Annotated in this window: 22 protein-coding genes and 1 pseudogene; 8 read left to right on the top strand and 15 right to left on the bottom strand. The window is 70.5% G+C overall.

Annotation, left to right across the window (positions count from 1 at the left end):
• Positions 1-33 precede the first annotated feature (33 nt).
• Complete coding sequence (locus ACGF1Z_RS34645; protein WP_393010470.1) at positions 34-885, bottom strand: hypothetical protein; 852 nt, start codon at positions 883-885, stop codon at positions 34-36.
• Positions 886-1,150: 265 nt separating this feature from the next.
• Between ACGF1Z_RS34645 and ACGF1Z_RS34640 the strand changes: the two genes are divergently transcribed.
• On the top strand, positions 1,151-1,354 hold the full coding sequence (locus tag ACGF1Z_RS34640; protein WP_393010468.1) for a hypothetical protein: 204 nt from the start codon (positions 1,151-1,153) through the stop codon (positions 1,352-1,354).
• A gap of 99 nt (positions 1,355-1,453) precedes the next feature.
• Here ACGF1Z_RS34640 and ACGF1Z_RS34635 read toward each other — a convergent pair whose 3' ends face one another.
• Entirely contained in the window at positions 1,454-2,635 is a 1,182-nt protein-coding gene (locus ACGF1Z_RS34635) for a hypothetical protein (RefSeq protein WP_393010467.1), read from the bottom strand.
• A gap of 467 nt (positions 2,636-3,102) precedes the next feature.
• Here ACGF1Z_RS34635 and tpg point away from each other — a divergent pair, with 467 nt between their 5' ends.
• A complete protein-coding gene (tpg, locus tag ACGF1Z_RS34630) occupies positions 3,103-3,660 on the top strand; it encodes a telomere-protecting terminal protein Tpg (protein ID WP_393010465.1) in 558 nt (185 codons plus the stop codon).
• A gap of 32 nt (positions 3,661-3,692) precedes the next feature.
• Here the strand turns inward: tpg and ACGF1Z_RS34625 are convergent, their stop codons facing one another.
• The 4 genes from ACGF1Z_RS34625 to ACGF1Z_RS34610 all read right to left on the bottom strand — a co-directional run bounded on the left by ACGF1Z_RS34625 (position 3,693) and on the right by ACGF1Z_RS34610 (position 8,456).
• Positions 3,693-4,805 (bottom strand): hypothetical protein, encoded by a 1,113-nt coding sequence (locus ACGF1Z_RS34625; protein WP_393010463.1) that lies wholly within the window; start codon positions 4,803-4,805, stop codon positions 3,693-3,695.
• A gap of 11 nt (positions 4,806-4,816) precedes the next feature.
• Positions 4,817-5,560 (bottom strand): AAA family ATPase, encoded by a 744-nt coding sequence (locus tag ACGF1Z_RS34620; protein ID WP_393010461.1) that lies wholly within the window; start codon positions 5,558-5,560, stop codon positions 4,817-4,819.
• On the bottom strand, positions 5,557-7,173 hold the full coding sequence (locus ACGF1Z_RS34615) for a Mu transposase C-terminal domain-containing protein (protein ID WP_393010480.1): 1,617 nt from the start codon (positions 7,171-7,173) through the stop codon (positions 5,557-5,559). Before ACGF1Z_RS34615 ends, ACGF1Z_RS34620 begins: the two co-directional genes overlap by 4 nt.
• A gap of 113 nt (positions 7,174-7,286) precedes the next feature.
• A complete protein-coding gene (locus ACGF1Z_RS34610; protein WP_393010459.1) occupies positions 7,287-8,456 on the bottom strand; it encodes an AAA family ATPase in 1,170 nt (389 codons plus the stop codon).
• Positions 8,457-8,960: 504 nt separating this feature from the next.
• Between ACGF1Z_RS34610 and ACGF1Z_RS34605 the strand changes: the two are divergent.
• Positions 8,961-9,122 (top strand): annotated as a pseudogene (locus tag ACGF1Z_RS34605) (DUF4287 domain-containing protein); the annotation flags it as partial.
• Between the two features lie 256 nt (positions 9,123-9,378).
• On the opposite strand, the gene ACGF1Z_RS34600 reads toward ACGF1Z_RS34605, so the two are convergent.
• The 4 genes from ACGF1Z_RS34600 to ACGF1Z_RS34585 form a co-directional block, all read right to left on the bottom strand.
• Entirely contained in the window at positions 9,379-10,077 is a 699-nt protein-coding gene (locus ACGF1Z_RS34600) for a sigma-70 family RNA polymerase sigma factor (protein ID WP_393010457.1), read from the bottom strand.
• A gap of 151 nt (positions 10,078-10,228) precedes the next feature.
• Positions 10,229-10,828, bottom strand: coding sequence for a hypothetical protein (locus ACGF1Z_RS34595; protein ID WP_393010455.1), 600 nt, complete (start codon positions 10,826-10,828; stop codon positions 10,229-10,231).
• Between the two features lie 308 nt (positions 10,829-11,136).
• Positions 11,137-12,405: an acyl-CoA dehydrogenase family protein gene (locus tag ACGF1Z_RS34590; RefSeq protein WP_393010453.1), complete on the bottom strand. Its 1,269-nt coding sequence runs from the start codon at positions 12,403-12,405 to the stop codon at positions 11,137-11,139.
• 171 nt (positions 12,406-12,576) lie between these two features.
• A complete protein-coding gene (locus ACGF1Z_RS34585; protein WP_393010451.1) occupies positions 12,577-12,774 on the bottom strand; it encodes a hypothetical protein in 198 nt (65 codons plus the stop codon).
• A 73-nt stretch (positions 12,775-12,847) separates the two neighbouring features.
• Here ACGF1Z_RS34585 and ACGF1Z_RS34580 point away from each other — a divergent pair, with 73 nt between their 5' ends.
• Entirely contained in the window at positions 12,848-14,506 is a 1,659-nt protein-coding gene (locus ACGF1Z_RS34580; RefSeq protein ID WP_393010449.1) for a class I adenylate-forming enzyme family protein, read from the top strand.
• 50 nt (positions 14,507-14,556) lie between these two features.
• Here ACGF1Z_RS34580 and ACGF1Z_RS34575 read toward each other — a convergent pair whose 3' ends face one another.
• The 4 genes from ACGF1Z_RS34575 to ACGF1Z_RS34560 all read right to left on the bottom strand — a co-directional run bounded on the left by ACGF1Z_RS34575 (position 14,557) and on the right by ACGF1Z_RS34560 (position 17,547).
• The gene (locus ACGF1Z_RS34575; protein ID WP_393010447.1) at positions 14,557-15,378 is read right to left on the bottom strand and encodes a metal ABC transporter solute-binding protein, Zn/Mn family; all 822 of its coding nucleotides are present in this window, start codon (positions 15,376-15,378) and stop codon (positions 14,557-14,559) included.
• Entirely contained in the window at positions 15,318-16,205 is an 888-nt protein-coding gene (locus ACGF1Z_RS34570; protein WP_393010445.1) for a metal ABC transporter permease, read from the bottom strand. Before ACGF1Z_RS34570 ends, ACGF1Z_RS34575 begins: the two co-directional genes overlap by 61 nt.
• Positions 16,202-16,837, bottom strand: a complete 636-nt coding sequence (locus ACGF1Z_RS34565) for an ATP-binding cassette domain-containing protein (protein ID WP_393010443.1) — start codon at positions 16,835-16,837, stop codon at positions 16,202-16,204. Before ACGF1Z_RS34565 ends, ACGF1Z_RS34570 begins: the two co-directional genes overlap by 4 nt.
• Positions 16,838-16,986: 149 nt before the next feature.
• Positions 16,987-17,547: a hypothetical protein gene (locus ACGF1Z_RS34560; RefSeq protein WP_393010441.1), complete on the bottom strand. Its 561-nt coding sequence runs from the start codon at positions 17,545-17,547 to the stop codon at positions 16,987-16,989.
• Positions 17,548-17,857: 310 nt separating this feature from the next.
• Here ACGF1Z_RS34560 and ACGF1Z_RS34555 point away from each other — a divergent pair, with 310 nt between their 5' ends.
• The 3 genes from ACGF1Z_RS34555 to ACGF1Z_RS34545 all read left to right on the top strand — a co-directional run bounded on the left by ACGF1Z_RS34555 (position 17,858) and on the right by ACGF1Z_RS34545 (position 20,231).
• The gene (locus ACGF1Z_RS34555) at positions 17,858-18,448 is read left to right on the top strand and encodes an RICIN domain-containing protein (RefSeq protein WP_393010439.1); all 591 of its coding nucleotides are present in this window, start codon (positions 17,858-17,860) and stop codon (positions 18,446-18,448) included.
• Positions 18,449-18,577: 129 nt separating this feature from the next.
• Entirely contained in the window at positions 18,578-19,375 is a 798-nt protein-coding gene (locus ACGF1Z_RS34550) for a CAP domain-containing protein (protein WP_393010437.1), read from the top strand.
• 448 nt (positions 19,376-19,823) lie between these two features.
• Positions 19,824-20,231 carry a TipAS antibiotic-recognition domain-containing protein gene (locus ACGF1Z_RS34545; RefSeq protein WP_393010435.1) on the top strand — a complete coding sequence of 136 codons (408 nt, stop codon included), beginning with the start codon at positions 19,824-19,826 and terminating at the stop codon, positions 20,229-20,231.
• A 266-nt stretch (positions 20,232-20,497) separates the two neighbouring features.
• Here ACGF1Z_RS34545 and ACGF1Z_RS34540 read toward each other — a convergent pair whose 3' ends face one another.
• Positions 20,498-21,115 carry a TetR/AcrR family transcriptional regulator C-terminal domain-containing protein gene (locus ACGF1Z_RS34540; RefSeq protein WP_393010433.1) on the bottom strand — a complete coding sequence of 206 codons (618 nt, stop codon included), beginning with the start codon at positions 21,113-21,115 and terminating at the stop codon, positions 20,498-20,500.
• A 67-nt stretch (positions 21,116-21,182) separates the two neighbouring features.
• Between ACGF1Z_RS34540 and ACGF1Z_RS34535 the strand changes: the two genes are divergently transcribed.
• Entirely contained in the window at positions 21,183-22,445 is a 1,263-nt protein-coding gene (locus tag ACGF1Z_RS34535) for a beta-ketoacyl-[acyl-carrier-protein] synthase family protein (protein ID WP_393010431.1), read from the top strand.
• Positions 22,446-22,536 lie beyond the last annotated feature (91 nt).

The raw sequence follows: 22,536 nt of genomic DNA, 5'->3' as shown, positions 1-22,536 counted from the left end.
GCGTTGAGCAGTGCGTTGAACTCGTCGTCTCGGCTAGTCATCACGGTCCCCCCTCCTCTTCTGCTTGGCTTTGGTTCTCCAGCGGTAGAGCGAGCCTTCGACGGCTCGGACAGTCGTGGCGTCGACCAGCTCACGGATCTCGTCTTGCGAGTAGCCGTCCAGGGTCAGCGCGACGATGGCTTGGACGCGTGGGTCGGTGATCTCTCCCAGTTCGTCAAGGACGCTCAGATTGCCCAGGACCTCCTGGGCAACGCTGAGTGTGCTGACGGGTGGGCTGTAGAGCTCCTTCTCCCGGCGCAGGGCGCGGTGCTGGCGGGCCTCGCTGGCTCTGTGACGGCGGAACTCGTTGGGGAAGTCGTAGGCGCACGCCCCCATGAAGTAGGTGGTGATGCTTGCTCCGCCTTCGGGGGTCCATCCCTTGTCGACCAGGGCCTGCTGGCGGAAACGCGGCAGGGCTCGGGCGATGGTCATGGTGGCCAGTTCCTCGCGCAGGTCGCTGTCGGTGGCAAGGTCCTCCAAGTCGAGTTCGTGGGGGTTGAGATTGAAGCCGCGCTGGGCGACCAGGTCGAAGATGTAGCCGGAATGCATCCAGCCGCGCAGGACAGAGATCCCGTAGCGGACGAGTTCTTCCACGAACAGGTCGTAGCGCGGGCCGGTGAAGCCGTCCTGTTCGAGCAGGGCCACCAGGCGTCCGTCGGCCAGCCGGCGGTCGATGTTCTCTTGCAGCCGCCGGGCGGTTTTGGCCTGGCGGCCGTTCATGGCACGCACGTCCTGGGGGGTGACCGGGGCACCGAGCAGCCGCTGCGCGTCGTGCGGGCCGTCGTTAGGTTGTAGGTTGCGGGCGCGCGCGGCCGCGACCTCCTCACCCGCGCCGTCGCCCTGCATGCCCTCCCCTTCCGGTTGTCGTCTCCGCCCCCTTTAGCTGTGCAAGGGGACGGCTCACCACCAACCGCGCCAGCCCACTCGCAAGCTCCCGGGCCGCCGCGGCCGGCGCCGAGACGACCCCTTGTAAGTGCGCCCTCCACGGCCACCCCACGGACTTTTCCAAGATTCTTTTGCGGCCCTCGGAGCCGGGAAATCAGGCCGTGGGGTGGGGCTCGGACGGGCACTTACGAGCGGACGTCACATCATCAACCTATGGGGAGAAATAGTGAGTTCGCCCGTGCCGACGCCGCAAGGGCCGGCCCCGTTCCTGACGATCCACACGGCCGTCGTCCTTTTGATCGCGGTCGTCATCGGCCTGGTCGCCGGAGGGCTCACCTTCCTCAGTGGCGGTGCCGTGGCCGCTGCTGTTCTGGCTGGTCTGACCGCAGCCGGTGTCAGCGTCCCGGTGCTCCGCACACTCATCGAGTGAGGTCCAGCCACGGCCTTCAAGGATCTTCTGAAGGAGGCACCGTGGATCAGCTCCCCGCCGGGCTTCAGGACAGGACGCTGCTCATCGAGGTCTTCCGCCTCATCGGGGGATGATCAGATCGGTGAGCTGCCCCGCGGTTGGCATCCGCCCGCGGTTGACTACGACCGCGACGAAAATGGCCACGACCGGCAGCAGAGGGATGAGAGCTGCGTCAGGTAGGCCGAGGACTGCTGCTCCAGCCATCACCAGGACGACCGTGAGCCCCACCACGATCCCCCGCAGACGCTCTCTCGGTGCGGCTGGAGTCACGCCTGCGAGGTGGTCTGCGTCGAGAAGGTCGTCAATACGGCCCTCGGCGTAGCGTTCGGCGATGGTCAGGAGCATCACGGTGAGGTCCTCCAGAGCAGGGCCCGGCTTGGAGTCCTGTCGTGCTTCGGCTTGTCGCAGCGCGCCCACCACCAGGGCGGCATGGGCTTTGAACTGCCGTTCGTTGTGTCGTCTGGCTCTGGCGCGGCGGGTGCGGTGGGCCCTCCAGATGACGCGCTCGACCGGCTGCACGGAGACGCGCGGGATCTGGCAGTCCGGCTGGGTTTCCTCCCAGCGCCGCAGAACCGCGGCGCACTGGGCAGCGACCGTCAGCAGGGCCACGACCGGCCAGCAGCGTCGGTCCTCCATGCGGGCACTGTCCCCGTCGGCGTACCGGGTGAGGCCCTCCAGGTCGTAGGCGGAAAGCGTTGCACCTCTGCCCGAGCTGGTCAGGTTCATGCGCTTGATGAGCCGCACTTCAGCGGTCAGAACCAAGGCCCAGAACAGAACTGCCGACACTCGGCCGACTGCAGAGGAACCCCCAGTAAGAACCGCCATCGGCATGGCCACGAAACTGCTGAGCAACCCCTGCACCACACCAGAATGCGGACCCGGCTCAGCGCTTAACCGCAGATTCTCCCAGTCGGCCATGTCGTCGATATGCGCCACAATGTACAGCAGCAGTGCAAACCGGACGACCTTGAACGGCCCGGCCAGAGGCCGGGCACGCCACCACCGCACGACATACCCAGGCGCCAACCCATGGCCGCCAACACGATCTTGTATGCGCGGCGGCACCAGCAGCATCTGCGTCAGAAGCGGAGCAGCTCGACGCACCCCCGAGTCGGCACGCCATCGCTCGAAGCGCTCCAAAGACTCCAATCCCCAGCGCTGAACTGGCCCAGGAAAGAGGAACAGAGCCATTGCGACCAAGGCGAACCATGGAGTGATCGCGAAGAGGAGACCGAGCAGCACCTTGGCAGTCTCACGCATCCCACCGCCAACAGCCCTCGAAATGTGAGGAATCGCCGACGACGCATCGCAGCGGACGTGCAACGCGCCGCACCAGTGACGGAATTGGTGTGGCCTTGTCCGGCACGACGCCCCTCTCCGACTCCGCCTGGCCGCCCCGGCTCCTCAAGATCACACGGCCTGGATGGGTGCGGCATCCGGACAGTCCAGGCCTCCATCCGGCGGGACTTTTCGGCCTCATACCTTGATGGGACTCGGTATCGAAGGACAGCACCGGGGTGCCGGCGACGTCCGTCCTGACGCGCGCCGCCGGCTTGTCACCGGTGCCCCCAAGGGGCTCGTAGCCTGCGTCATCCGGCGCTGTCCCGAGAATGCAGAAACTGGCAGGCAGGGGCGGGCGATGCGGGAGAACTGACACTACCGACTGTGGGGGCGCCAGCCGTGCGGGCTGGTCGCTTGGGGAGGCGGACGTGGGACAGATCGAGCAGGGACTGGAGCGCGCGTTGCGCACCCGGCCCATTCCCTTAAGCACTGACGCCCGCCTACGTTTCCTGCTGGCGAGGAACCGGGGTTCCACCCGGAAGGTGGCCACGATGCTGGGAGTCTCGCAGCGCACTGTGCAGCGGTGGGTGTCAAAGAGAGCCGAGGCACGTCGTCCGCCGGGTCCGCTGCAGGTCCGGGCGATCGAGGAAGCGGTTCTGACTCGGTGGCAGCCCCGGGTACGGGCCCGTCGGCGTGCCCAGGCAGAGGCGGAGGGCTTCGTCTTCCATACCCGTGCGCGATTCGGGTTCGCGGCTCCTGCGGGGTCCTCGGACGATCCGCGGGTGCGGTGGATCACTCAGTATTTGCCAGGAGAGGTGGCCCGTGAACTGTTCGCCGCTCGGGACGCCGGCGCGGGCGAACAGCAGCAGACGGTGATCTTGGCCCGCGCGCTGGGACACGCCTACTTCCGCGAATGGGGCCGCCGCGCACACGGTCTGCACATCGCCTTCAGCGACGTCGAGTTCGCTGAATTTTCGATCGGCTGAGCCTGCCTCTTCAAGCGACCGCGTCAGGGGGTTCAGCGTCGCGAGGACCCGGCGCGTCTGGCCGGCATCGCTTCGTACCTCTCGGCTTCCTGCCGCTCGCGCCAGTCCCACTCCACCCGGCCGACCGGGCTTTTGCGGCGGGCTGCGGGCGGCTGAGGCGGGCGCAACCTAGCCGTCTCCGCCACGCGCAGCAGGTGCCCACGGTCACCTGGCGCGGCGAGCAGTTCCTGGTCCTCGCCGGATACGAGCCGGGTGAAGCAGGCCGCGGCCCGCAAAAAGAAGCCTGCCCAGGGCGGTACAGGGTAGGCGGCGCAGCCGTCGGTGTAGCGGGCGCGGTCGTGCAGGGCGAGCGTGGCCGCGGCGGTGTCGTAGTCGCGGGGGCGTGCGGTGGCGAGTTGCTGGAGGGAGGCGCCGGTGAACAGTGCGGCGGCGACGGCTGCGGCCAGGCGGGGATGTGCGGTCGCTGCGTGCAGCCGGTGGGCGACTCGCTGGGCAGTGGGTGCGGTGAGAGGCGCGGGCGGTGGGCGGTGCCGCCAGGCGATCGGGGGCGGTGTGCACGGGGCGGTGCAGGGGCGGGGGCTGTCGTAGGAGACGAGGCGGTCCAGTGCGGGCAGGGTGAGCCACCGGCTAGCCGGCGCGGCGGGCTCGTCTGGGGGCGGGGGTTCGGCGGTAGGCGTGCCGTAGTAGTGGCGGCGGGCAGTTTCGATGTCGGCGGTGACGGAGTAGTCGGCCGTCCGCAGGGCTTGGTGCAGAGCGGCGGGAAGGTGAGGGCGGTGGCAGATCAGGGTCAGGTGGATACCGGTGCGGGCCTGTAGCTGTAGCAGGCGCATCGTGCGGCGAGCGGTGAGGCGGTGAGCGCGCAGGACGGTCAGCCGGGTGACGGGCAGGGCGGTCATCCAGGCAGTGGCGGCTTCCCAGGCGGGCTGGCGGCCGCCGGGGAAGCGGCCCGGGAGCAGGGGCGGTTTGCCTAGGGCGACGAGAAGGTCGTGGGCAAGGCCGGTTTGGCTGGTGGTGCCCGGGCCGGGGTGCAGGGTGATCCGGCCGGACGGCGGATGGTGGGCGGCCAGAGCGGTGTGCGTGTGCAGCACGTCGTCGTGACGGTCGAGAACCACGGTGACGGACGGCAGCGGCGGGGCAGGAGGCATGGACGGTGTGGTCAGGCGAGGCGGCTGAAGGCCCAGCGCAGCAGCTCCTGGTCGACGCGGGCACGTCCCGTACGGGCCAGTGCGGTACGGGTGTGGGCGGTCAGCTGGGCCCAGGCGCGGAAGTTGCCGTGCGCGGCGTGCTGGTCGGCGAAGGCGATGTCCTCGGGGTCGGCGTCAGCCCAGACCGGGTGGAACAGAGGAATCACCTCGAGGACCTCGTCGGGTGTGAGGCGGGTGAACTGCTGCCAGATGAAGACGCGGGAGGAGAGCATCGGTTCGCGGCGCAGCACGGTGTGGCAGCCCGCGCCGCCGACGAAAATGATGGCGAGCTGGGTGGAGGGTTCGTCCCAGAGGTAGCGGAAGTATTCGAACGCCTCCCCGTTGAGCCACTGGGCCTCGTCGACGAGGAAGGTACGGGGGCGTTCGGCCAGGACCGTTTTCAGCAGGCGGTCGAACTCGCTGGGGTGGCGCGGTGGCTCGCCGGCCAGGTCGAGGGCGGTGAACAGTTCGTAGCGCACCGCGCGGGCCGTGGGACGGGCACGGAAGGTGATCTTGCGGACGTCCTCGCCGGGTTCGAGTTCGCGCAGGCAGGTGTTGACGGCGAGGGTCTTGCCGAAGCCGGCGCCGCCGTGGATGCACATCATGGCGCGGGCGGCGACGGTGTCGGTGATGTTCTCCCGGGCGGTGAGCAGGGCGCGGGTGGTGACCACGGATGCGTCGGGCAGGTCGACGTACTGATAGGTGGCCGCGGTCACGAGGCGTCTCCGTCTTCATCGGTGGTGGGAGGTGCGGCCCGCCCGCCCGGGCCGTCCGGGGCGGAAGCGCCGTCACGGCCGTACGGGTACCGGACGGGCGGGCCTGGCGTGGTCAGCGCGGCCAGGGAAGCCGGGGTGCGCCAGTCGGCCGGGGGCGCGGCGTGCGGGATGAGGTCCGGCATCGCGAGCTGCGCGAGGTCGGAGTCGGCATTCTGGGCGAGTTCGGCCTCGGCCTGCGCGGTGGTCAGCGCGCCGATCCGCTGAGGTGCCTCGGCCTGGGTGGCGGCGGCGTAGCGCTCCCGCTGGGAAGCTTCGAGATCCTTCTTCAGACGGCGGGCACGGGCAGACCGCGCCCGCCGTACGGCGCGGAGCTGTTCTTCGGTTGCCTGGTCAGCCAGGTCCGCAGGACCGAGGTAGCGGCCGGTGGCGGCGTCGTAGACCTCAATGCGGTGGTCGTGGTGGTGCATGAAGCGGATGCGGACCTGGATCCCGGCCTGGCCGGTCATCCACGGCCCCACGTAGTCGCGTCTGCGGAAGCGGATGCCGCGGGTGGTCAGCGTGCGGGTGCCGGCGTCCTCCAGGGTGAACGTCCACAGATCCGCAGCCGGCACGTCCCGCAGCGGGGTGGGATCGTCCTGCCACGCCTCAAGCGGGGTCTTGCCCCGCAACGGCGAGGGGCGATGTTCGGTGTTCCACCACCGTGTCCAATCCAGCAGCCGGGCGGTGAAGTCCTCGAAGCCGAGCAGCACTTCGTCCTTCGGGCGGGAAGCCCGTTTGCCCGGGCGTGGCTGGCGGGCATAGCCGGGCAGCGCGACCAGGAACATGCTCTCCACCGCCCGGTTCAGGCCCTCCACCGTGCCCTTGAGGTGAGGGGTGTAGGCGGGCAGGTCCTCCACGGTGACGTCGAGGAGATCGAACGCGGCGGTCACCGTCCTCGACAGGAAGTCTTTGCCGCGGTCCACCCGCACTTTCTCGGGCAGCCCGCCGAACGGGCCGTAGGGTTCCTCGCGCAGGACCGCGGAGCGCAGCGCGGCCAGCACCGACTCCCGCGACGGATGCCCGGGCGTGACCGCGACGCCGGTGATCGCGTTGGTGGCGCAGTCGGTGAACCAGGTGATCCACGGCCTGCGGGGCTTGCCGTCGACCTCGACCAGAACCGGGGCCTGTACGTGGTCGGTCTCCCACACCTTGTTCCGCCATGGGCGCGGCCGGGCCAGGAACACATCATGCTTGCGCGCCGCGCGCTCTCCTCCCGCGAGCCCGGCCCGCTCCCCCGGCGTCAGATCCCGCTGGATCGCGCGGTGCAAGGTGGGCAGCGACGGCGGCGGAGCCGCCGGAGGGGACCGGCGGGCAGCGCGGGCCGTCAGCTCACGATGCACCGCCGCGACGTTGCCCTTCCACAACGCGAGCAGGCGGCGTACTTCCGGGGTGACAGTGAAGCGGTCCCGGGTCTGGGCCCGCGCCCCGGGCTCCGCGGCCGCGGACTCGTCACGCTCGGCAGCGGCCAGCCACCGCCACACCGTGCGCTCAGTCACCTCCAACGACTGAGCCATCAGCCGTACATGCCGGGTCGTCAGCTTCTGTTCCTGCCGCAGGGCCAGCAGCCTGCGCACGGCAGGGCCGCGCAGCGCCGACAGGGAGGAAGAAGGCAGACCTCCCCGCGCGTCCGGGCCGTGCCCGTGCACTCCGGAGCGGGAAGCGCCCTCTGTCGGCCCGGCCGCGCCGGTCACAGCGGCCCCATGAGCCGTGCGCAGGCCCGCTCCAGCATCCGGCGGTCCACCACCGGCCGGCTCTTGCCGTAGGTCTCGGCGGTCAGGTGCGAGGTGAGCTTCGCCCAGGTCCGGAAATTGCCGTGTCCCACATGCTCGTCCACCCACGCGACATCGTCCTCGCTGACGTCCTCCCAAAGGGGATGGAAGGCAGCCATGACGGTGGCCACCTCGCGCGGGATGAGGCGCGGCACCAACTCCCAGGTCAGCACCCGAGAGGCCAGCGCAGGCACGCGGCGCAGCGCCCGTTCGCTGCCCGCGCCCGCCAGCACGAGGGCCGTGTCCGTGTCCGGGTGGTCCCACAGCCCGCGCAGAAACTCCAGCGCCGGCCCCGGAAGGCGCTGTGCCTCGTCCAGTACCAGCACGCGGGGCTGCCGTAGCGCGTTCACCAGCGTCAGGTCGGCCTCCCCCGCCCCGCGCGGCAGACGCCTGCCCAGCTCGAGGGCGTCCGCTAGCACCCGGCGCAGTTCGGGAACCGTCGGGTGCACACCGACGTGGACCCGACGGACCCGGGCGGGGTGCGGCAGCTGGGACAGGGCGTACTGCAACGCGACGGTCTTCCCATAGCCAGCGTCGCCGTACAGACACACCACCGCCCCCACCGCGGCCGCGTGCGCGACCGTCCGCAGCACCGACCGCACAGCAGGCGTGTGCACCACCTGCGCGCCCGGCACCAGAACCGGGACCTGCGCCAGATGCTTCTGCTCCCGCAGGAAGACCTGCCCGCCGGTACCTTGGCCGGCCACGACGTTCAAGCCCAGCTCGCTGAGCGGATCGGGCCTACGCGGCCCGGCCACCTCAGGCTCTCGCTCGACCATCAACGCCCGGCCCGCCCGGCGGTCCCGGCGGATCACCCGGTGCAGTGTCGACGCCGACGGAACCGAATCCCCGCCGCCAGCCGCGGCCAGCCGGCGCCTCAGCTCAGCAACATTCCCTCCGACCTCGCCCAGCAACGCCCACACCTCGTCCGACACCGCATAGCCCTGCCGGACCGGCGCCTCCAGCTGCCCGGTCGTCTTGGCCTGCTCCAGCCAGCGCCACACCGTACGCTCCGAGACACCCACCGTCTCCGCGACCGCACGCACATGCCGCGTGGCCAGCTCCCCCGCCTGCTGCCGCTCCAGCAAACGACGCACCACCAACCCCCGGGGCAGCACAGGACCACGACCGGCCCTTACCTCTTGATCCACCCCACGATCACACCGACCGGGCCAACCTCAGCGCATAAGAACTCTCAAACCTGAGACAGCATCAGCTGCCATGCGATAAAGCCCCACGACAGCGATCCCACCCATCAATCTCTCACCTCATGACAGCAGCCCACCCACCCAAAAGCACCCACTGAACAGCCCCGTAACACCAACCCATGCACCAGCCCGACCGACTCTCACCACCACCGACACCAACCCGAGAGATCGCACCTGACCACTCCCAGCACCGTGACCGGACCCCGCACCCCTCCAAAGCCCGGGGTCTCTTGATGCCAGGAAAGACCGCGCAACCCGCCCGAGCGGACAGCACCTGCGCCTCGAACTCGACGCGAGGGAAAATCCCCGCTCACCCCCGCTCGAGCCGAGAGCACTCCGCTGATGCAGCCGGGGTAGTGGCCGCCGGCTACTTCCCGTCGATCGAGGTACGGGCGCCCGATCGCTGCGTGGCAGGCCCTGATCCGCTCCTCCTCCCTGGCCAGGCACATGGAGCTCGTCTCATGGCTGAAGACCGAACGCGGACTGGGCCACGGCCATGCCAACGCTCTCGTCGCGCACACTCTCGCCGAGGACGCCGGACAGTGAACCGGGCCTGCCCCCGGCAAGGGTGACCGCGGCCCCGCGCGTGATCAGAGCCGACGGTGCTCGTCCCGGTCGGCCACGGGCGAAGGGCCGCAGGACCTGCCCGCGGCCATCCTCGCCGGGACGTGACGGCAACCGCACGAGGGGCCGTCTGAGCGGTCCCCTGCCAGCCGGCCCTGGTGGTACGTGAACCCGCAAGCACAGGCCCCTCACCCACGCCGGGGCCGCCGGGCGGCCCCGGTCCGAAAGGGCGCGCAGGTCAGGCGAGAGCCAGTGCCCTGGTGAACGGCCTGGGTGCTTGCGCCGGGCCGGTCGGCGTGGGCCGGACCGCGGCCTGGTCGATGCCCTCCTCACCCCGCAGAAGGGAGACCAGTGACGTCCGGGCCCGTGCGACGCGTGAACGGACGGTGCCGATCGGGCAGCCGATGGCGGCGGCCGCCTCCGCGTACGGCAGGCCAAGGAGCTGGGTGAGCACGAATGCGTCACGCCGCTCGGCGGGGATGGCGGCCATCAGCTCGGCAAGGGCGACACCGTCCTCGAAGCCGGGCAGGCCCGGCCGCTGCGTGTGCTCCACCTCTGCTTGCCAGTCGTCGCGGTCGGACAGCCGGGGACGGGCGGCCGCGTGCCGCAGGCTGTCGGCGACGGTGCGGCGGGCTATCGAGAGAATCCAGGTGCGGGCCGACGAACGCCCCTGGAACCGGGGCAGGGCGGTGATCGCGCGCAGGAAGACCTCCTGGGTGAGGTCGTCGGCCGCCTGACGGTCGGCGCTCAGGTAGGCCACGTATCGCCAGACGTCGCGGTGCAGGGCTCGGACGAACAGGTCGGCCTTGGCCGGATCCCCGTTCCGCGCCGCGAGTGCGAGCCGGGTGGTTGCCGCGTCGTTGTCGGCGTGCGTCGCGTGGGAGGTGGGGGAGCTTTTCGTCGGTTCCTGGTGGAGGGTGTCATGGGCAGTGGTCATCGCCGCACGTCCTTTTCGAGGGTCTCCGGCGGCGTACGCATGGCGGCGGCGCCGGGAGAGAGGATCGGTCACGGCCTGCCGGGGCGGCATGGCCGAGGCCCGAGCGACGGAAGTGAAGGGTGCAGTGCCGTCGAACTCGGGGAGCCGGCTGTCAGGCGACAGCGGCTACCGGTGGCGGCCCTCGGGAGATGACGGAATCGGCAAGGAGAGGCTGTCGGGGGACGCGCTCGTGTCCGACGTGAGCGGGCCGGAGCGGCGGATGCGGCGGAGGGACGAGGGCGGCGTGGGCGAGCAGCAGGCACAGCCGGCGCAGTGATCGCAAGCGCCACAGGCGCAGGGCCCGCACGAGGCGGAAGAACGCCCGTTCGCCGTAGGCCATCCAGAGACCGCTCAGGAGCGCGGCGAGAAGGTGTGCGGACAGCATGCCCAGCGAGGGGGTCATGCCCGTCATGTCGTGGGCGAGAGTCGTGGGGCCCGGTGCCGCATGTCCCATGGCCGCGTGGGCCGTGCTCAGGTGATCCATCGAGGCGTGGGCCGTCGCTCCTGCCCGGCCCGGTGAAAGGCGAGGTGCGCCCGTCAGGCTGTCGTGCCGGTACCCGGAGAACACGGCGTGCAGCGTGCCCTGGAAGGCCACGGTCGTCGCCGTCACCGCGATGAGGCCGTGCTCGCGCCCGGCCAGGGTCCAGGCGACGGTGAGGCTCCCCGCGAACGCGAGAACGAGCACCGGAGCGGGCAGGTCCTGACCTGACATCAGGGTGTGCCCGGTTGCCGCGAGCAGTACACAGACGGCCGCGAACAGCGCAGCCCGTGTACCTCGCGCACATCGGCCTGGTGTCATGGCGTGCCGGGTCCTCGCAGTCCTTTTCGGAGACGTGAGTGCGGGCACGGCGGTAGCGGCCGCCCCCTCGACCTGTCCCCTCATGACTACGCGACCGTGTTTCACCCACAAGCGGTCCCCGGGAACCTGACGGGTGCTCGCGACGACTTACCGAAGTCGACGGCGGAGCGGTCGACTTCGGTAAGGGGGGCGTCGTGCAGGGCGCCGTCGGTCAGAGCGGCTCATGGATGCGTCCGGCGGCTTCTTCCGTCGGCGACTCGGCCACTCGTCGGCCGGACCACCCCTGCGGACGCGGCGGCCGGCTCCGACGGCCGGCTCCGCAGCACCCGGCGGGCGACGGACGAGACGTGCTGCTCGTCGGGCCCGTCGAGGATCCGCGCAGTCCGACCCGTACGGAACATCGCCGGCAACGGGGTGTCCGGACCGAGTCCGGCGGCACCGAATACCTGGATCGCCCGGTCGGTGACCTCTTGGAGCGTGCGGGCCGCCGCGGTCTTCGCCAGGCCCACCTCCACATGGGCGTCGCGCCCTTCCACGACCGAAGCCATCGCCTGGTGGACGAGAGGGCGGGTCGTCCGCAGCGCCAGCAGGGATTCGAAGACGTGCTGCTGGACCAGCTGCCGGTCCGCGAGCGGTCCGCGAGCGCCGCGTCGCCGCACGGCGCGGTCGCACAGAAGGTCGAAGGCACGCTGGGCCTGACCGGTCCAGCGCAGGGCGCGCAGGATGCGGCCGAGTTGGAGTCGTTCGCCGGCGATCGCGAGGGCCTGGCCGGCTTCGCCGACGAGGTGGTCGTCCGGCACCTCCACGTGGTCGAACGCGATCTCGTACTGGCCGGTGGCACCGAGTACGGGCAGCTCGCGGACGACCCGGAAGCCGGGGGCGTCGGTGGGGACGAGGAGGAGGGACAGGCCGTCGCGGTCCCCGGTCGTGCCGCTGGTGCGGGCCAGCACGGTCACGAGGTCCGCGTCCGCGGCGTTCGACACGAACCATTTGCGTCCCGTGAGCGTCCAGCCGCCGGGGGAGCGCCGGTGCGCGCGGGTGGCGGTGAGGAGCGGCTCGGTACCGGGGGTGTCCGGCTCGGTCATGGCGTAGCAGGTGCGGAGGTCTCCGGCGACCAGGCGGCGCAGGTAGGCCGACCGGACGTGGGGAGTGCCGTGCCGGGCCAGCATGGTCACGTCCAGCAGGGGTGCCGAGCCGAGTGCGGCGGGCCCGTGGTCGCTGGCTCCCTCGGCCTCGGCGATGGCCGCGTAGGCGTGCAGCGGAACTCCCCCGCCGCCCAGTTCGGAGGGCAGCGGCAGCGCCCACAGTCCGGCCGCGCGCGCTTGCGTACGCAGGCGGTCCCTGAGCTGGTGGCTGTCCGGTCCACCGGCGTCGAGGCCGGCTTCGTGGGGGAACACGCGGTCGCGGACGAATGTGGAAACCCGCTCCGTGAGCGCGGAATGGCCCGTTTCGATGCCTTTGCAGACCGCCGTTACGTCATGACCCGTCACTGTTTCCTCCGTCTTGGGAACTTGACAGAACACGCGTCCGACTGTCTGCCCGAGGAGGTGGTCGGGCGTACCGGTCCGCCGGTTCCCGCGACCGTCCCGGTCCCGAGCGCCGGCCCTCGCCGCGCGAGGAGAGGAGAGGCATGGCGTCACCAGCGCCCACGCGCAACGCGGTCAGCCGCCCGTTCGCTCATGACGCTGTTCGACCTCCTGGGCGGCCTGCACGGCGCCGAGGCCGTGCTCGCCGGCCTGCCGCTGCGCGAGCACACCGGCCGCGGCGTACGGGTCGGCTCCTCCCTCCTGGGCGTGTCCGGCACCCTGCTCGCCCTGACGGCGACCGCCGTCACCACCGACCTGTCCGCCCTGCACCACGACGTGCGTCTGTCCGGCTCGATCAGCCGGGACGCGCACGGTGCCCGGCCGTCCCCGACCCTTGGAGCTTCGCGTGACCGTCGCCCTCACCGATCTGGTGCCCTCCGCACTCCGCCGCTCGTGGGCGACGGACGGCACCTGCCCGGACCTCGACCTGTACAGCCTGTTCCGCGCCCGGCAGATCGCCGGCCTTCACCGGACGGCCCTCCACGACGCCAAGGGCAAGCTCTGTTACACGGCCCTGGACCGCAAGGTCCGCAGTCTCGCAGAAGGGCTGCGCGGCCTCGGCATCGGCGCCGGGGACGTCGTCGCCGTCCAGCTGCCCAATGGCCGCAACGCGGTCATCGCCGACCTGGCCATCGCCGCCCTGGGCGCCGTCGCACTCCCCTACCCGGTCGGACGCGGGGCCGTGGAATCGGAGTGCCTGCTGCGCCGGGCCGAAGCCGTCGCTGTCATCGCCGTCACCGAGCACCGGGGCCGCGCGCACGCCGCCGACCTCGTCACGCTGGCGCCCGCCCTTCCGGCGCTGCGGCACGTGATCTCGGCCGGACCGGGAAACCCGCCCGAAGGAACGATTCCGCTCAGAGACCTCCTGCGCACAGACGCCCATGGCTTCGTCGCCGCCCGGCCCCATCCGGACGCGGCAGCCCGCATCCTCGTCTCCTCCGGCTCCGAAGCGGAACCGAAGATGGTCGCGTACTCCCACAACGCCCTGGCCGGCGGACGAGGCAACTTCCTCGCCTCCCTCATCCCCGACGCCACCCCGCTCCGCGCCCTCTTCCTCGTCCCGCTCGGATCGGCCTTCGGCTCCAACGGCACGGCCGTCACCCTCGCCCGGCACGGCGGTTCCCTCGTCCTGCTCGACCACTTCACGCCCCAGGCCGCGCTGGAGGCGATGCGCGCGCACCGGCCCACCCACGTCCTCGGCGTCCCCACGATGGTCCGGATGATGCTGGAGCACCTGGAGCGGACCGGGGAACACGTGCCCGCTCCGACGGCTCTCGTGCTCGGCGGCGCCCCGCTCGACGAGGCCACCGCCTCCGCCGCGGCCGAGGTGTTCGGATGCCACGTCGTGAACCTCTACGGCTCCGCGGACGGCGTCAACTGCCACACCGGCCTGGACGACAAGGTCCCGCCCGCCGACGGCTCCGGCGTGGTCGCGGGACGGCCCGACCCACGCGTCGCCGAGATCCGGATCACCGCGCCCGGCAGCATCGAGCCGCTGCCCGGCGGGCAGATCGGCGAGATCATCTCGCGCGGCCCCATGACCCCGCTGTGCTACGTCGCCTCCCCCGAACTCGACGCCCGCTACCGCACCGCGGACGGCTGGGTCCGCACCGGCGACCTGGGCTACCTCGACGAGGCCGGAGTCCTGCACGTCGCCGGCCGGCTCAAGGACGTCGTCATCCGCGGCGGAGTCAACATCAGCCCCGCCGAGGTCGAACGCGAACTCTCCGGGCACCCCGCGGTCCGCGACATCGTCTGTGTCGCCGTCCCCGACCCGCTGATGGGAGAGCGGCTCACCGCGTGCGTGGTCGCCAGGAGCGAGGCGCGGCCGACCCCGGACGACCTCGGCAGGTATCTGACGGCCCGCGGCGTCGACCCGCACAAGCACCCCGAGCACGTGCTCATCCTGGACGAACTGCCGCTGAACGCCGCGGGCAAGCCGGACCGTGCCGCGCTCCGACGGCAGGCCGCGGCCGACCGGGACGCCGTACCCGTCCGGGGCTGAAGGACAAGGGTGAAGGGCCGCCGGGGCGGCCCTTCACCCTTGTCCTTCGTTCAGCCCTTGCTCATGGCCTTCTTCAGCTCGGTTGCGGCGCCGCTGTACACGGCGAGCAGGTCCAGGTCCTCGCCGGGATAGTTCACGATCTGCACCTGGCCGGCGCCCGAGTCGGGGAGCACCGTGCCCGTCGTCATGTGCGCGTTGTCGAGGACGAGGGCGGGCTTCTTCGCCGACAGCTCGGCCAGCCGGCCCGGGGTGACCGGTTCGGGACCGTAGGTACCCACCGTCGTCGCGCCCGCGAGCCCGGCCGCCCAGCCGGTGAAGGCCTGGGTGACGACCCTCGGGCTCTTCCCGCCGGGCCAGGCCGCCTTCAGTTCGCCGTTCAGCTCGGCGACCTCGCCGTCCAGCCGCGCCCTGAACCGGGCCGCGGCGTCCTTCGTGCCGAACAGGCCTCCCAGCCGCGTGATCTCGGCGCCTGCCTTCGCCGGGTCGTTGTCGAGGTTCACCTCCACCAGCCTCGCCCGGGAGCCGGCTGCCTCCTTGATCTTCGCCGCGTACGGCTCGAACGGCGCGTAGAGCACGAAGTCGGCCTCCGCGACAGCCGCGAGGTCGGAGGGCTTGGGGTCGTAGTCGGGGGCGTGGTGAACCGACTGCGGCACGATCACCGTGACGTCCTCGGCGCCGGCGGCCTTGGCGAACGCACCTTCCCACGTGGTCGTGACGACCACCACCGGCTTGTGGTCGGCGCCCTTGTGGTGGTGCTCCGAACCTGCGGCGTCCTCGGTCCCGCACGCGGCGATGAGCGGAAGCGCCGCGCTCAGTGCGACGAGGGATGCCCTACGGATGGTTCGTGCGTTGCGGACGCAGGTGCGCGCCATGAGGGGTTGCTCCGTTCGGGGAAGAGGTGTGCGGCAAGGACGACGGCCCCCGCCGTGAGGACGAGGACCGGGCCCGGAGGCCAGTCCAGCCAGAGGGCGAGAAGGAAGCCGGTGAGGTTGACGGTGACGCCGATGCCGACCGCCCAGAGGGTGATCGACCACAGCGAGCGGCCCAGCCGCCGCGCGGCGAGCGCGGGCAGCAGGGTGAGGGCGTCGACCAGCAGGGCGCCGGTCAGCTTGATCGCGCCGGCGACCGCCACGGCCACGAGCACGAGGAGCACGGTGGTGAGGAGGCGGACCGGCACTCCTGAACACTCGGCCAGTTCACGGTCGTACAGCAGGAGAGCCACGTCCCGCCGCTTCCACCACAGCAAGGACGGGACGACCACGGCGAGGAGGCCGAGGACGACGAGATCGGCGGTGCCGACCGACAGGATCGATCCCCACAACAGGGCGAAAGCACCTGACGCGTTGACGCCGGAGACGGCGAGGACCAGCAGGGCGGCGGCGATGGCCAGGCTCATGAGCAGGCCCATCGCTCCCGACAGGCCGCCGGGTGTACGGGCCAGCGGGGCGACCCCGGCGCCCGACAGGGCGCAGGCCACCAGCGCGCACAGCACGGGGTCGAGACCGGTCAGCAGGCCGACCGCGATGCCGAGGAGCGCGACGTGCATCATCGCGAAACGCACCGGCATGATGTCGAGCCCGACGATGACGACGCCGACGACGGGCAGCCCGACGGCCGCCAGGAGCAGGCCGGCTCCGGCCCGCTGCACGGGGACGAGCTGCAGCATGGCGCCGAGATCCGCCGCCGCGAGCACACTCACCGGACCTCCCTCAGGCGCCCGGCCGCCATCTCCAGCACCCGGTCGCACCGTTCGGCCAGAGCCCGGTCGTGCGTGACGACGACGAGCGTGACCGGCAGGGCGGTCAGCACGTCCGCGGCCGCTTCCTGTCCGGCGAAGTCGAGGGCGGCCGTCGGCTCGTCGGCCAGCAGCACCTGCGCGCCCGCCCCGACGGAACCCATGGCCCTGGCCAGGTACATGCGCTGCAGCTGGCCGCCGGACAAGGTGTCCACAGGGCGGCCCGTCAGCGTTCCGACGCCGAGCAGCTCGGCGGCGGTGGCCGCCTCCGCGGGGGCGCCGCTGCTGGCCAGGAGCTCTTCGCCGCGCAGCGGGAACCTTCCGGCCGCCGGCTTCTGCGGGATCCAGGCGCAGGCCCGCCGCCGCCACGCCCACTCGGCCGGGGTGCGGGCGGTCCGCCCGCCGACCTCGATGACGCCGCTGCCCGGCCGGTGCAGTCCGAGGACCGCGCGCAGCAGCGTGGTCTTGCCGGACCCGTTCGTCCCGGTCAGCGCGACCCGCTCGCCCGCGGCGATCTCCAGGTCGACGCCGGTGACCGCCTCGACGCGGCCGTGTCGGCAGCCGACGCCCCGCATCCGTATGTCCAGTCCGCCCATCGCGCGCCCTTCACCTCCGCCGCTGCCCGTGCGGTGAGGAAGTCGGACGGAAGGGACGCAGGGTTCCCGCGTGAGGGGGCGGAACGCGGCGGCCGGCCCGGACCGGGGCCGTACGCGGCGCGGCGTACCCGTGCCGGGCGGGCAGGGATCTAGCGCGGGCTGCGCAGAACGGCGCGCCGCTCGTCGCGGGGTCCCCTCGGGCGGGGACGGCGGCGGGGCGGCGGTTCCCCGCCGCCCGCGGGCTCGGGGGCGGAGAAGCCCATGGGGACGGCGCGTGGCGCCGCTGGGGTCCTGACGACACCGGTCGTGCGTACCGGCGCCGACGTCTGCCGGGCTCCGGCCAGGACAGTGGCGTGGGCGACGAGTGGGGCGCAGGCCTGGCAGATCTCGATGACCGTCCAGATCTCCGCGACCGCCCGGTTGTGGATGAGGACGAGGAGGCTGCGGCCGCTGCAGGCGGCGCGGGCGGAGTGGTAGCGGCAGCCCGTCGCGCCGCAGGCGCAGGCGGCGTCCGGGCGCGGACCGGTGACGCGGGCGTGGGCGCGGGCGTGCTGGTCGGCGAAGCGCCGCAGGGCCGTCAGGTCTCCGGAGCGCGGAGGCATGCGGCAGGCCTCGCTGGTGCAGGTGACGGCGGCGGTGCGGTCCCGGTGGCCGGTGAGACAGACCGTCCAGGTCCTGCCGGGGCGGCGTGGTCCGGGGAGGGTGCTCACGACTCGTCGGTCCCTTCGGTCGAGGGGTGCTGATCGGGTGCTGTCACGTCGCCGGGGTGCGCCGGCGTCGTGGGGCCGGACACCTCGCGATGTGGGCCGCAGGGTATGAGCCGTGCTGGCCCCTGAACGCCCCCACACCCGCGCTAAGCCAGCAGTCTGACAGCCTGTCTGGATATGAGAGCGGCCGAATCATGCCGGTACGTCAACCAGCGCGTCGATCTCGTGGCCAGAGGGTGGTGACACATCACCTCGCCCGCGGAATGGAAGATCCCGTCGACGTGATCCCGGGTTCGGTGACGGCTTCTCCGCGGTGCGCCAATCTGGCCACAGTGGGACCCTGGTAATAGAGAGCCGCGCACCGAAGACTTACGGTAGGGCAGGCACTGCCAGCCGTGACCGCGACATCCGCACCGTCCTGCATCCGTTCGACGTCAGCGGCGAGGCGTACACGATCACCAGCGGGGGCACGGATCGCCCGACAATCGCTCGTGGTCGACGTATTCGCCGCAAGCGAGGCCGACGAGATCAAGCTGGGCGTGTGGGGCAGGCACGGGGTGACAACCAGAAATTCTACTTCAAAGCCCCACGCATCGTGGACGGAACCGTCTACAGAAACAGTTTCCAAATCGTGGCGAAGCACAGCAGTAAATGCCTGGATGTCGAATGGGGTAGCACACAGAGCGGCACGAGGGTCCAGCAGTGCCGATGCACCGGCAACAGCAATCAGAAGTGGTACCTCTGGCGCCGTGGCGACAAACAGTGGGAGATCGGTTCCGCCCAAAGCGGTAAATGCCTCGATATCTACAGCCCATCCGGGACACCCCAGCTAGGGGCACACCTGCAAATCTGGCGCTGCCACGGCGGCGGAAACCAGGCCTTGAGGATACGCTCCGTCGGATAGTCGTTTGGGCCCGTTGGACGCCGCACTCTGCGACCTTTTCGGTAAAACAAGGGCGAGCCCTCTACGGCGCTTCCCGGTTGTGACGTTCCTAGTGCTTCGGTTGTCTCGCCGACCCCAAAAGGAGTCAGTATGTACGCCAAGGAAGCTGTGACCTCGTCGCTCGTGATGCCTCTCACTTTGGCAACTGCTCTCATGGCGCCGACTTTTTCGACAGCCCAGGCGTCTGCCGTCTCACGCGTCGACGGCAGGGCAGAGGTGTTGACGGCGGCGTACTGCGCGGACCGGGACAAGGTGATCAGGCCGAGGTCCGCCTACCCGGATACCAAAATCGGTGAGCAAAACTATCGGTTGCAGAGTAGCAGGATGGAAATAGCCGTCGCCTGCCTGGTGAACCAAGAGCGGGCGGCTCAAGGTTTGCCCGGGGTAAGTGTCCCGAGGATCCTATGCCGAATAGGGCCAGGAGCCAAGTGTCCTCCGGCCGGGCTTGGGGGCGCGGCGTACGACCACGCGAGCGAAGCGGTGAAGTTGCGCTGGTGGACTACTGTGGCGAACTACCCGTCCTGTACGCCCAGGAAAGATGACACCAATACCAGCCGAGATGAAAGCCTCCTATGTGATCCACACGTCAATCCTGTGACGAGATCGACACCCCAACAGCGTGCGCAGGAACGCGGTTACGGAAGGAACTGCAGTGGCGGTTGGAAAATGGCCGAGAACGTATACACGGCGGCAGGCCGCAACGACCTGGTGACGCCGAAGGCTGCATTCGACTGGTGGATGAGCAGTCCGGGGCACCGGGCCAACATTCTCAATCCGGAATTCAACTCGATGAGCGTGCGTGTGATGTTGGGCAGCGCAGACCCGACAACCGGGTCGACTGAGCCGGCGGCGACGTATGTGCAGATGTTCGGGCGCTGCTACAGCTAGTCCACTCTGCGCGCGCCACATACTGCGCTCTCGGACGGGTCACTCCTGCATCGAGCGTCGGGATCCGCAGTCAGCGTCCGGCACGGCGCTTCTTGGGCCGCGCCGCCAGTGGACAACGAGCAGCCCCGGACCCGGGCTTCGCAGTTGACGTAGGGTTCTCCACGGCCGGTGCCGCGTATCCCACCTCAGCTCCCTCGGCCGCGTGACGGACGGCCCGGCTCGCGCAGGGACGACCCGCGTTGCCCAGACCGCTCGACTGGCCGTCGTGGATCGGGCCCGGTGCCGGCCAAGCCCCTCCTCCAAAGATAATGTTTTGCCAGCCTTGTGACTGTATGCCATGTTTCGGCCTGGCCCAGGAGTTGATCATCGGCGATCCGTCGGTGTCGATGTGCCGGGCGGCCTCTTGGGGATGTCCCGGAGAGGTGAGGAAACGATGGGGAGTGGTGGAGTGGGGAACAGTTACGAGGATGAGTGTCGCCGTGCGTTGGCCGAGGAGCAGGCGAGGAGCCTTGCCGAGACCAACGGCTGGGAGCATGTGGACAGGGAGCGGGTCCACCAGGACTGGGACGTGCTGTACCGGGAGATCACGGTTTTCTTGGACGGCGGCTGTCTTCCCGGGGACGAGCAGGTCCAGGAGCTCGTGCGCAGGCACTTCGACGTCGTCTGCCGGTTCTATGTTCCCTCCAGGGAGGCTTACGTCGGCATGTCGCTCTTCTACGCCGAGGACGAGGCCATGAGAGCGTTCCACGATTCCTACGACCCGCGGCTGGTGGAGTTCCTGGGCGCCGCGATCAAGGTGTTCGCCGATCAGGGCAGCGGGTTCGCCCCCAGCGCAGGGGCCGAGGCGTCGGCGTAGTCGGACGCCACGGGCTCCGACATGCACGCGCGAGGTGCGCCCGGACCCGGTCCGGGCGCACCCGCCGCAGGGGAGGGGCGGGATTCAGGACCAAGGGCCCGACGTTTGTAGGGCCGATGCCCCCGGAGGGGTGTTCGTCAACGGCACCACGAGCCGCACCAGGCCGGCAGGACGCCGAAGGCCGAGACAGAGCGCTGATGCGGTGATTCGCAGCGACACCGTCAACGACAGCCCTCGGTCAGTGAAAGTGATCGAAACGAACCGACCTAGCCGTTCTTGGGCTCGTCATGGAGGGTCAGTGCTCCGGCGAGGTCGAGGTCGGCGACGGTGCCGTGTGCCCCGGCGCGAACGAGCAGCACTGCGCCGAGCGCCGTGCTCCAGAACGTCCTCGTCTCCACGCTGAGCGGTCGACGGGTTCCCCAGCCGCGACTGTCGACGATCTGGCTCATGAACCGTTCGGATTGCCGGAACAGCAGCTGGAGGTGCCGGTCGACCACGGGGGCGAGTTCCGGTTTGGAGATCCCGGCGGCGAGTGCTCGCGCGACCGATGGGAGCGAGGGCATCGCCAGTACGGCGCGGGCGATGTTGCGTCGGAAGGCCGCCGCGTCGGGGGCCTGGCGGCCGATGCGCTCGATCCGTCGGGCGTCGTGCAGCAAGCCGAGAAAGGCGGCGTGCACGAGTAGCGAGTCCTTGGAGCCGAAGTAGTAGGTGACCTGGTTGGGGAAGGCGCCTGCCGCGTCCGCGATCTCCGCGACGCTGACCTCGGCGCCGGGCCGCTCACGGCAGAGCCGTGCGGTCGCCTCGATCAGCCGGCGTCTCGTCGCGCGACCGCGGTCCCGCGACCGGGCCGACGTTGATCGTCCTTCGGTTCGCTTCTTTTCCACGCCCTGATTGTATGTGATACAACAAGGCTTCATTCGCTTGTATCGCATACAAGAAAGGCCCAAGGGCATGCATGGGACTGAAGTCGTCGTGACCGGACTCGGCGCGATCACGCCACTCGGTGGAGACGTGGAGTCCACCTGGGACGCCCTGCTGGCCGGGGAGTCCGGCATCCGCGGCGGCGTCCTGCCGGACCACGAGGACACCGGCCTTCCCGACATCGTCGGGGGCGCCATGGCGATCGACCCCGCCACGCTGCTGCTGCCGGTGCAGGCCAGGCGGCTCGACCGCTCACAGCAGGCAGCCCTCGCTGCGGCGGCCGAAGCCTGGGCCGATGCCGGCGCCCCCGAAGTGGATCCGGACCGGCTCGCATCAGCGATCGGCACGGGCATCGGTGGCGTCGGCACGCTGCTCAAGCAAGACGACCTACTGGAGTCGGCCGGGACACGGCGTGTCTCGCCACGCACGGTCCCGATGCTCATGCCCAACGCGGCGGCAGCGCTGATCAGCATCGAATACGGCGCGCGGGCCGGGGTCTACACGCCCGTCTCGGCGTGCTCCTCCGGCGCCGAGGCGATCGCCCTGGGGGCCAGGCTCATCCGTGCCGGCGAGGCGGACGTCGTCATCGCGGGCGGAACCGAGGCCGCGATCACCCCGATCACGGTCGCCGGCTTCGTCCAGGCACAGGCATTGTCGCGCTACACCGCCGAACCCGCCTCAGCCTCCCGGCCGTTCGCCGCGGACCGCAGCGGATTCGTCCTCAGTGAAGGCGCGGCTGTCGTGGTGCTCGAAAGCGCCGAGCACGCCAGCGCCCGAGGCGCGCGCGTCCACGCGGCACTCGCGGGCGCGGGCATCGCCGCCGACGCTCACCACATCACGGCCCCCGCTGCCGACGGCTCCGGCCAGATCTCCGCCATGCGCAAGGCCCTCGCCCAAGCCGGCTTGGCTCCCGAGCAGATCAGCCACATCAACGCCCATGCCACCGGAACCCCCCTCGGCGACGTCGCCGAGGGGCACGCGATCGGGAAAGTCTTCGGCCGTGCCACCGTGACAGCCCCCAAGGCGGCGCTCGGCCATCTCTTCGGCGCCGCCGGCGCTATCGAAGCGCTCATCGCCGTCCTCAGCGTGGAGCACGGTGTCATCCCGCCGACCCGCAACCTCACCACTGCAGGCATCGGTCCCGACATCGACCTCGATGTCGTCACAGATCGACGAGACGTCCCCCAAGAGGCCGTACTCAGCAACTCCTTCGGCTTCGGCGGGCAAAACGTCTCACTCATCGTCACCAGCGCACGCCACCACCCGTCCCGAACGTCCTCCACCACGCCATGACCCACACGAGCGCACCGGCGTTGCCACGATCGCGCTCTGAACGAAGAGGGGGCAGGGATGGAGGAGTGGCCGGTGGGGGGTGGTGCCCCTA

Origin of the sequence: Streptomyces sp. NPDC048018, from assembly GCF_043202995.1 — a bacterium.
Taxonomy (GTDB): domain Bacteria; phylum Actinomycetota; class Actinomycetes; order Streptomycetales; family Streptomycetaceae; genus Streptomyces.
Note: the sequence above shows the minus strand (reverse complement) of the source record. Positions and strands in the feature narration are given on the sequence as shown.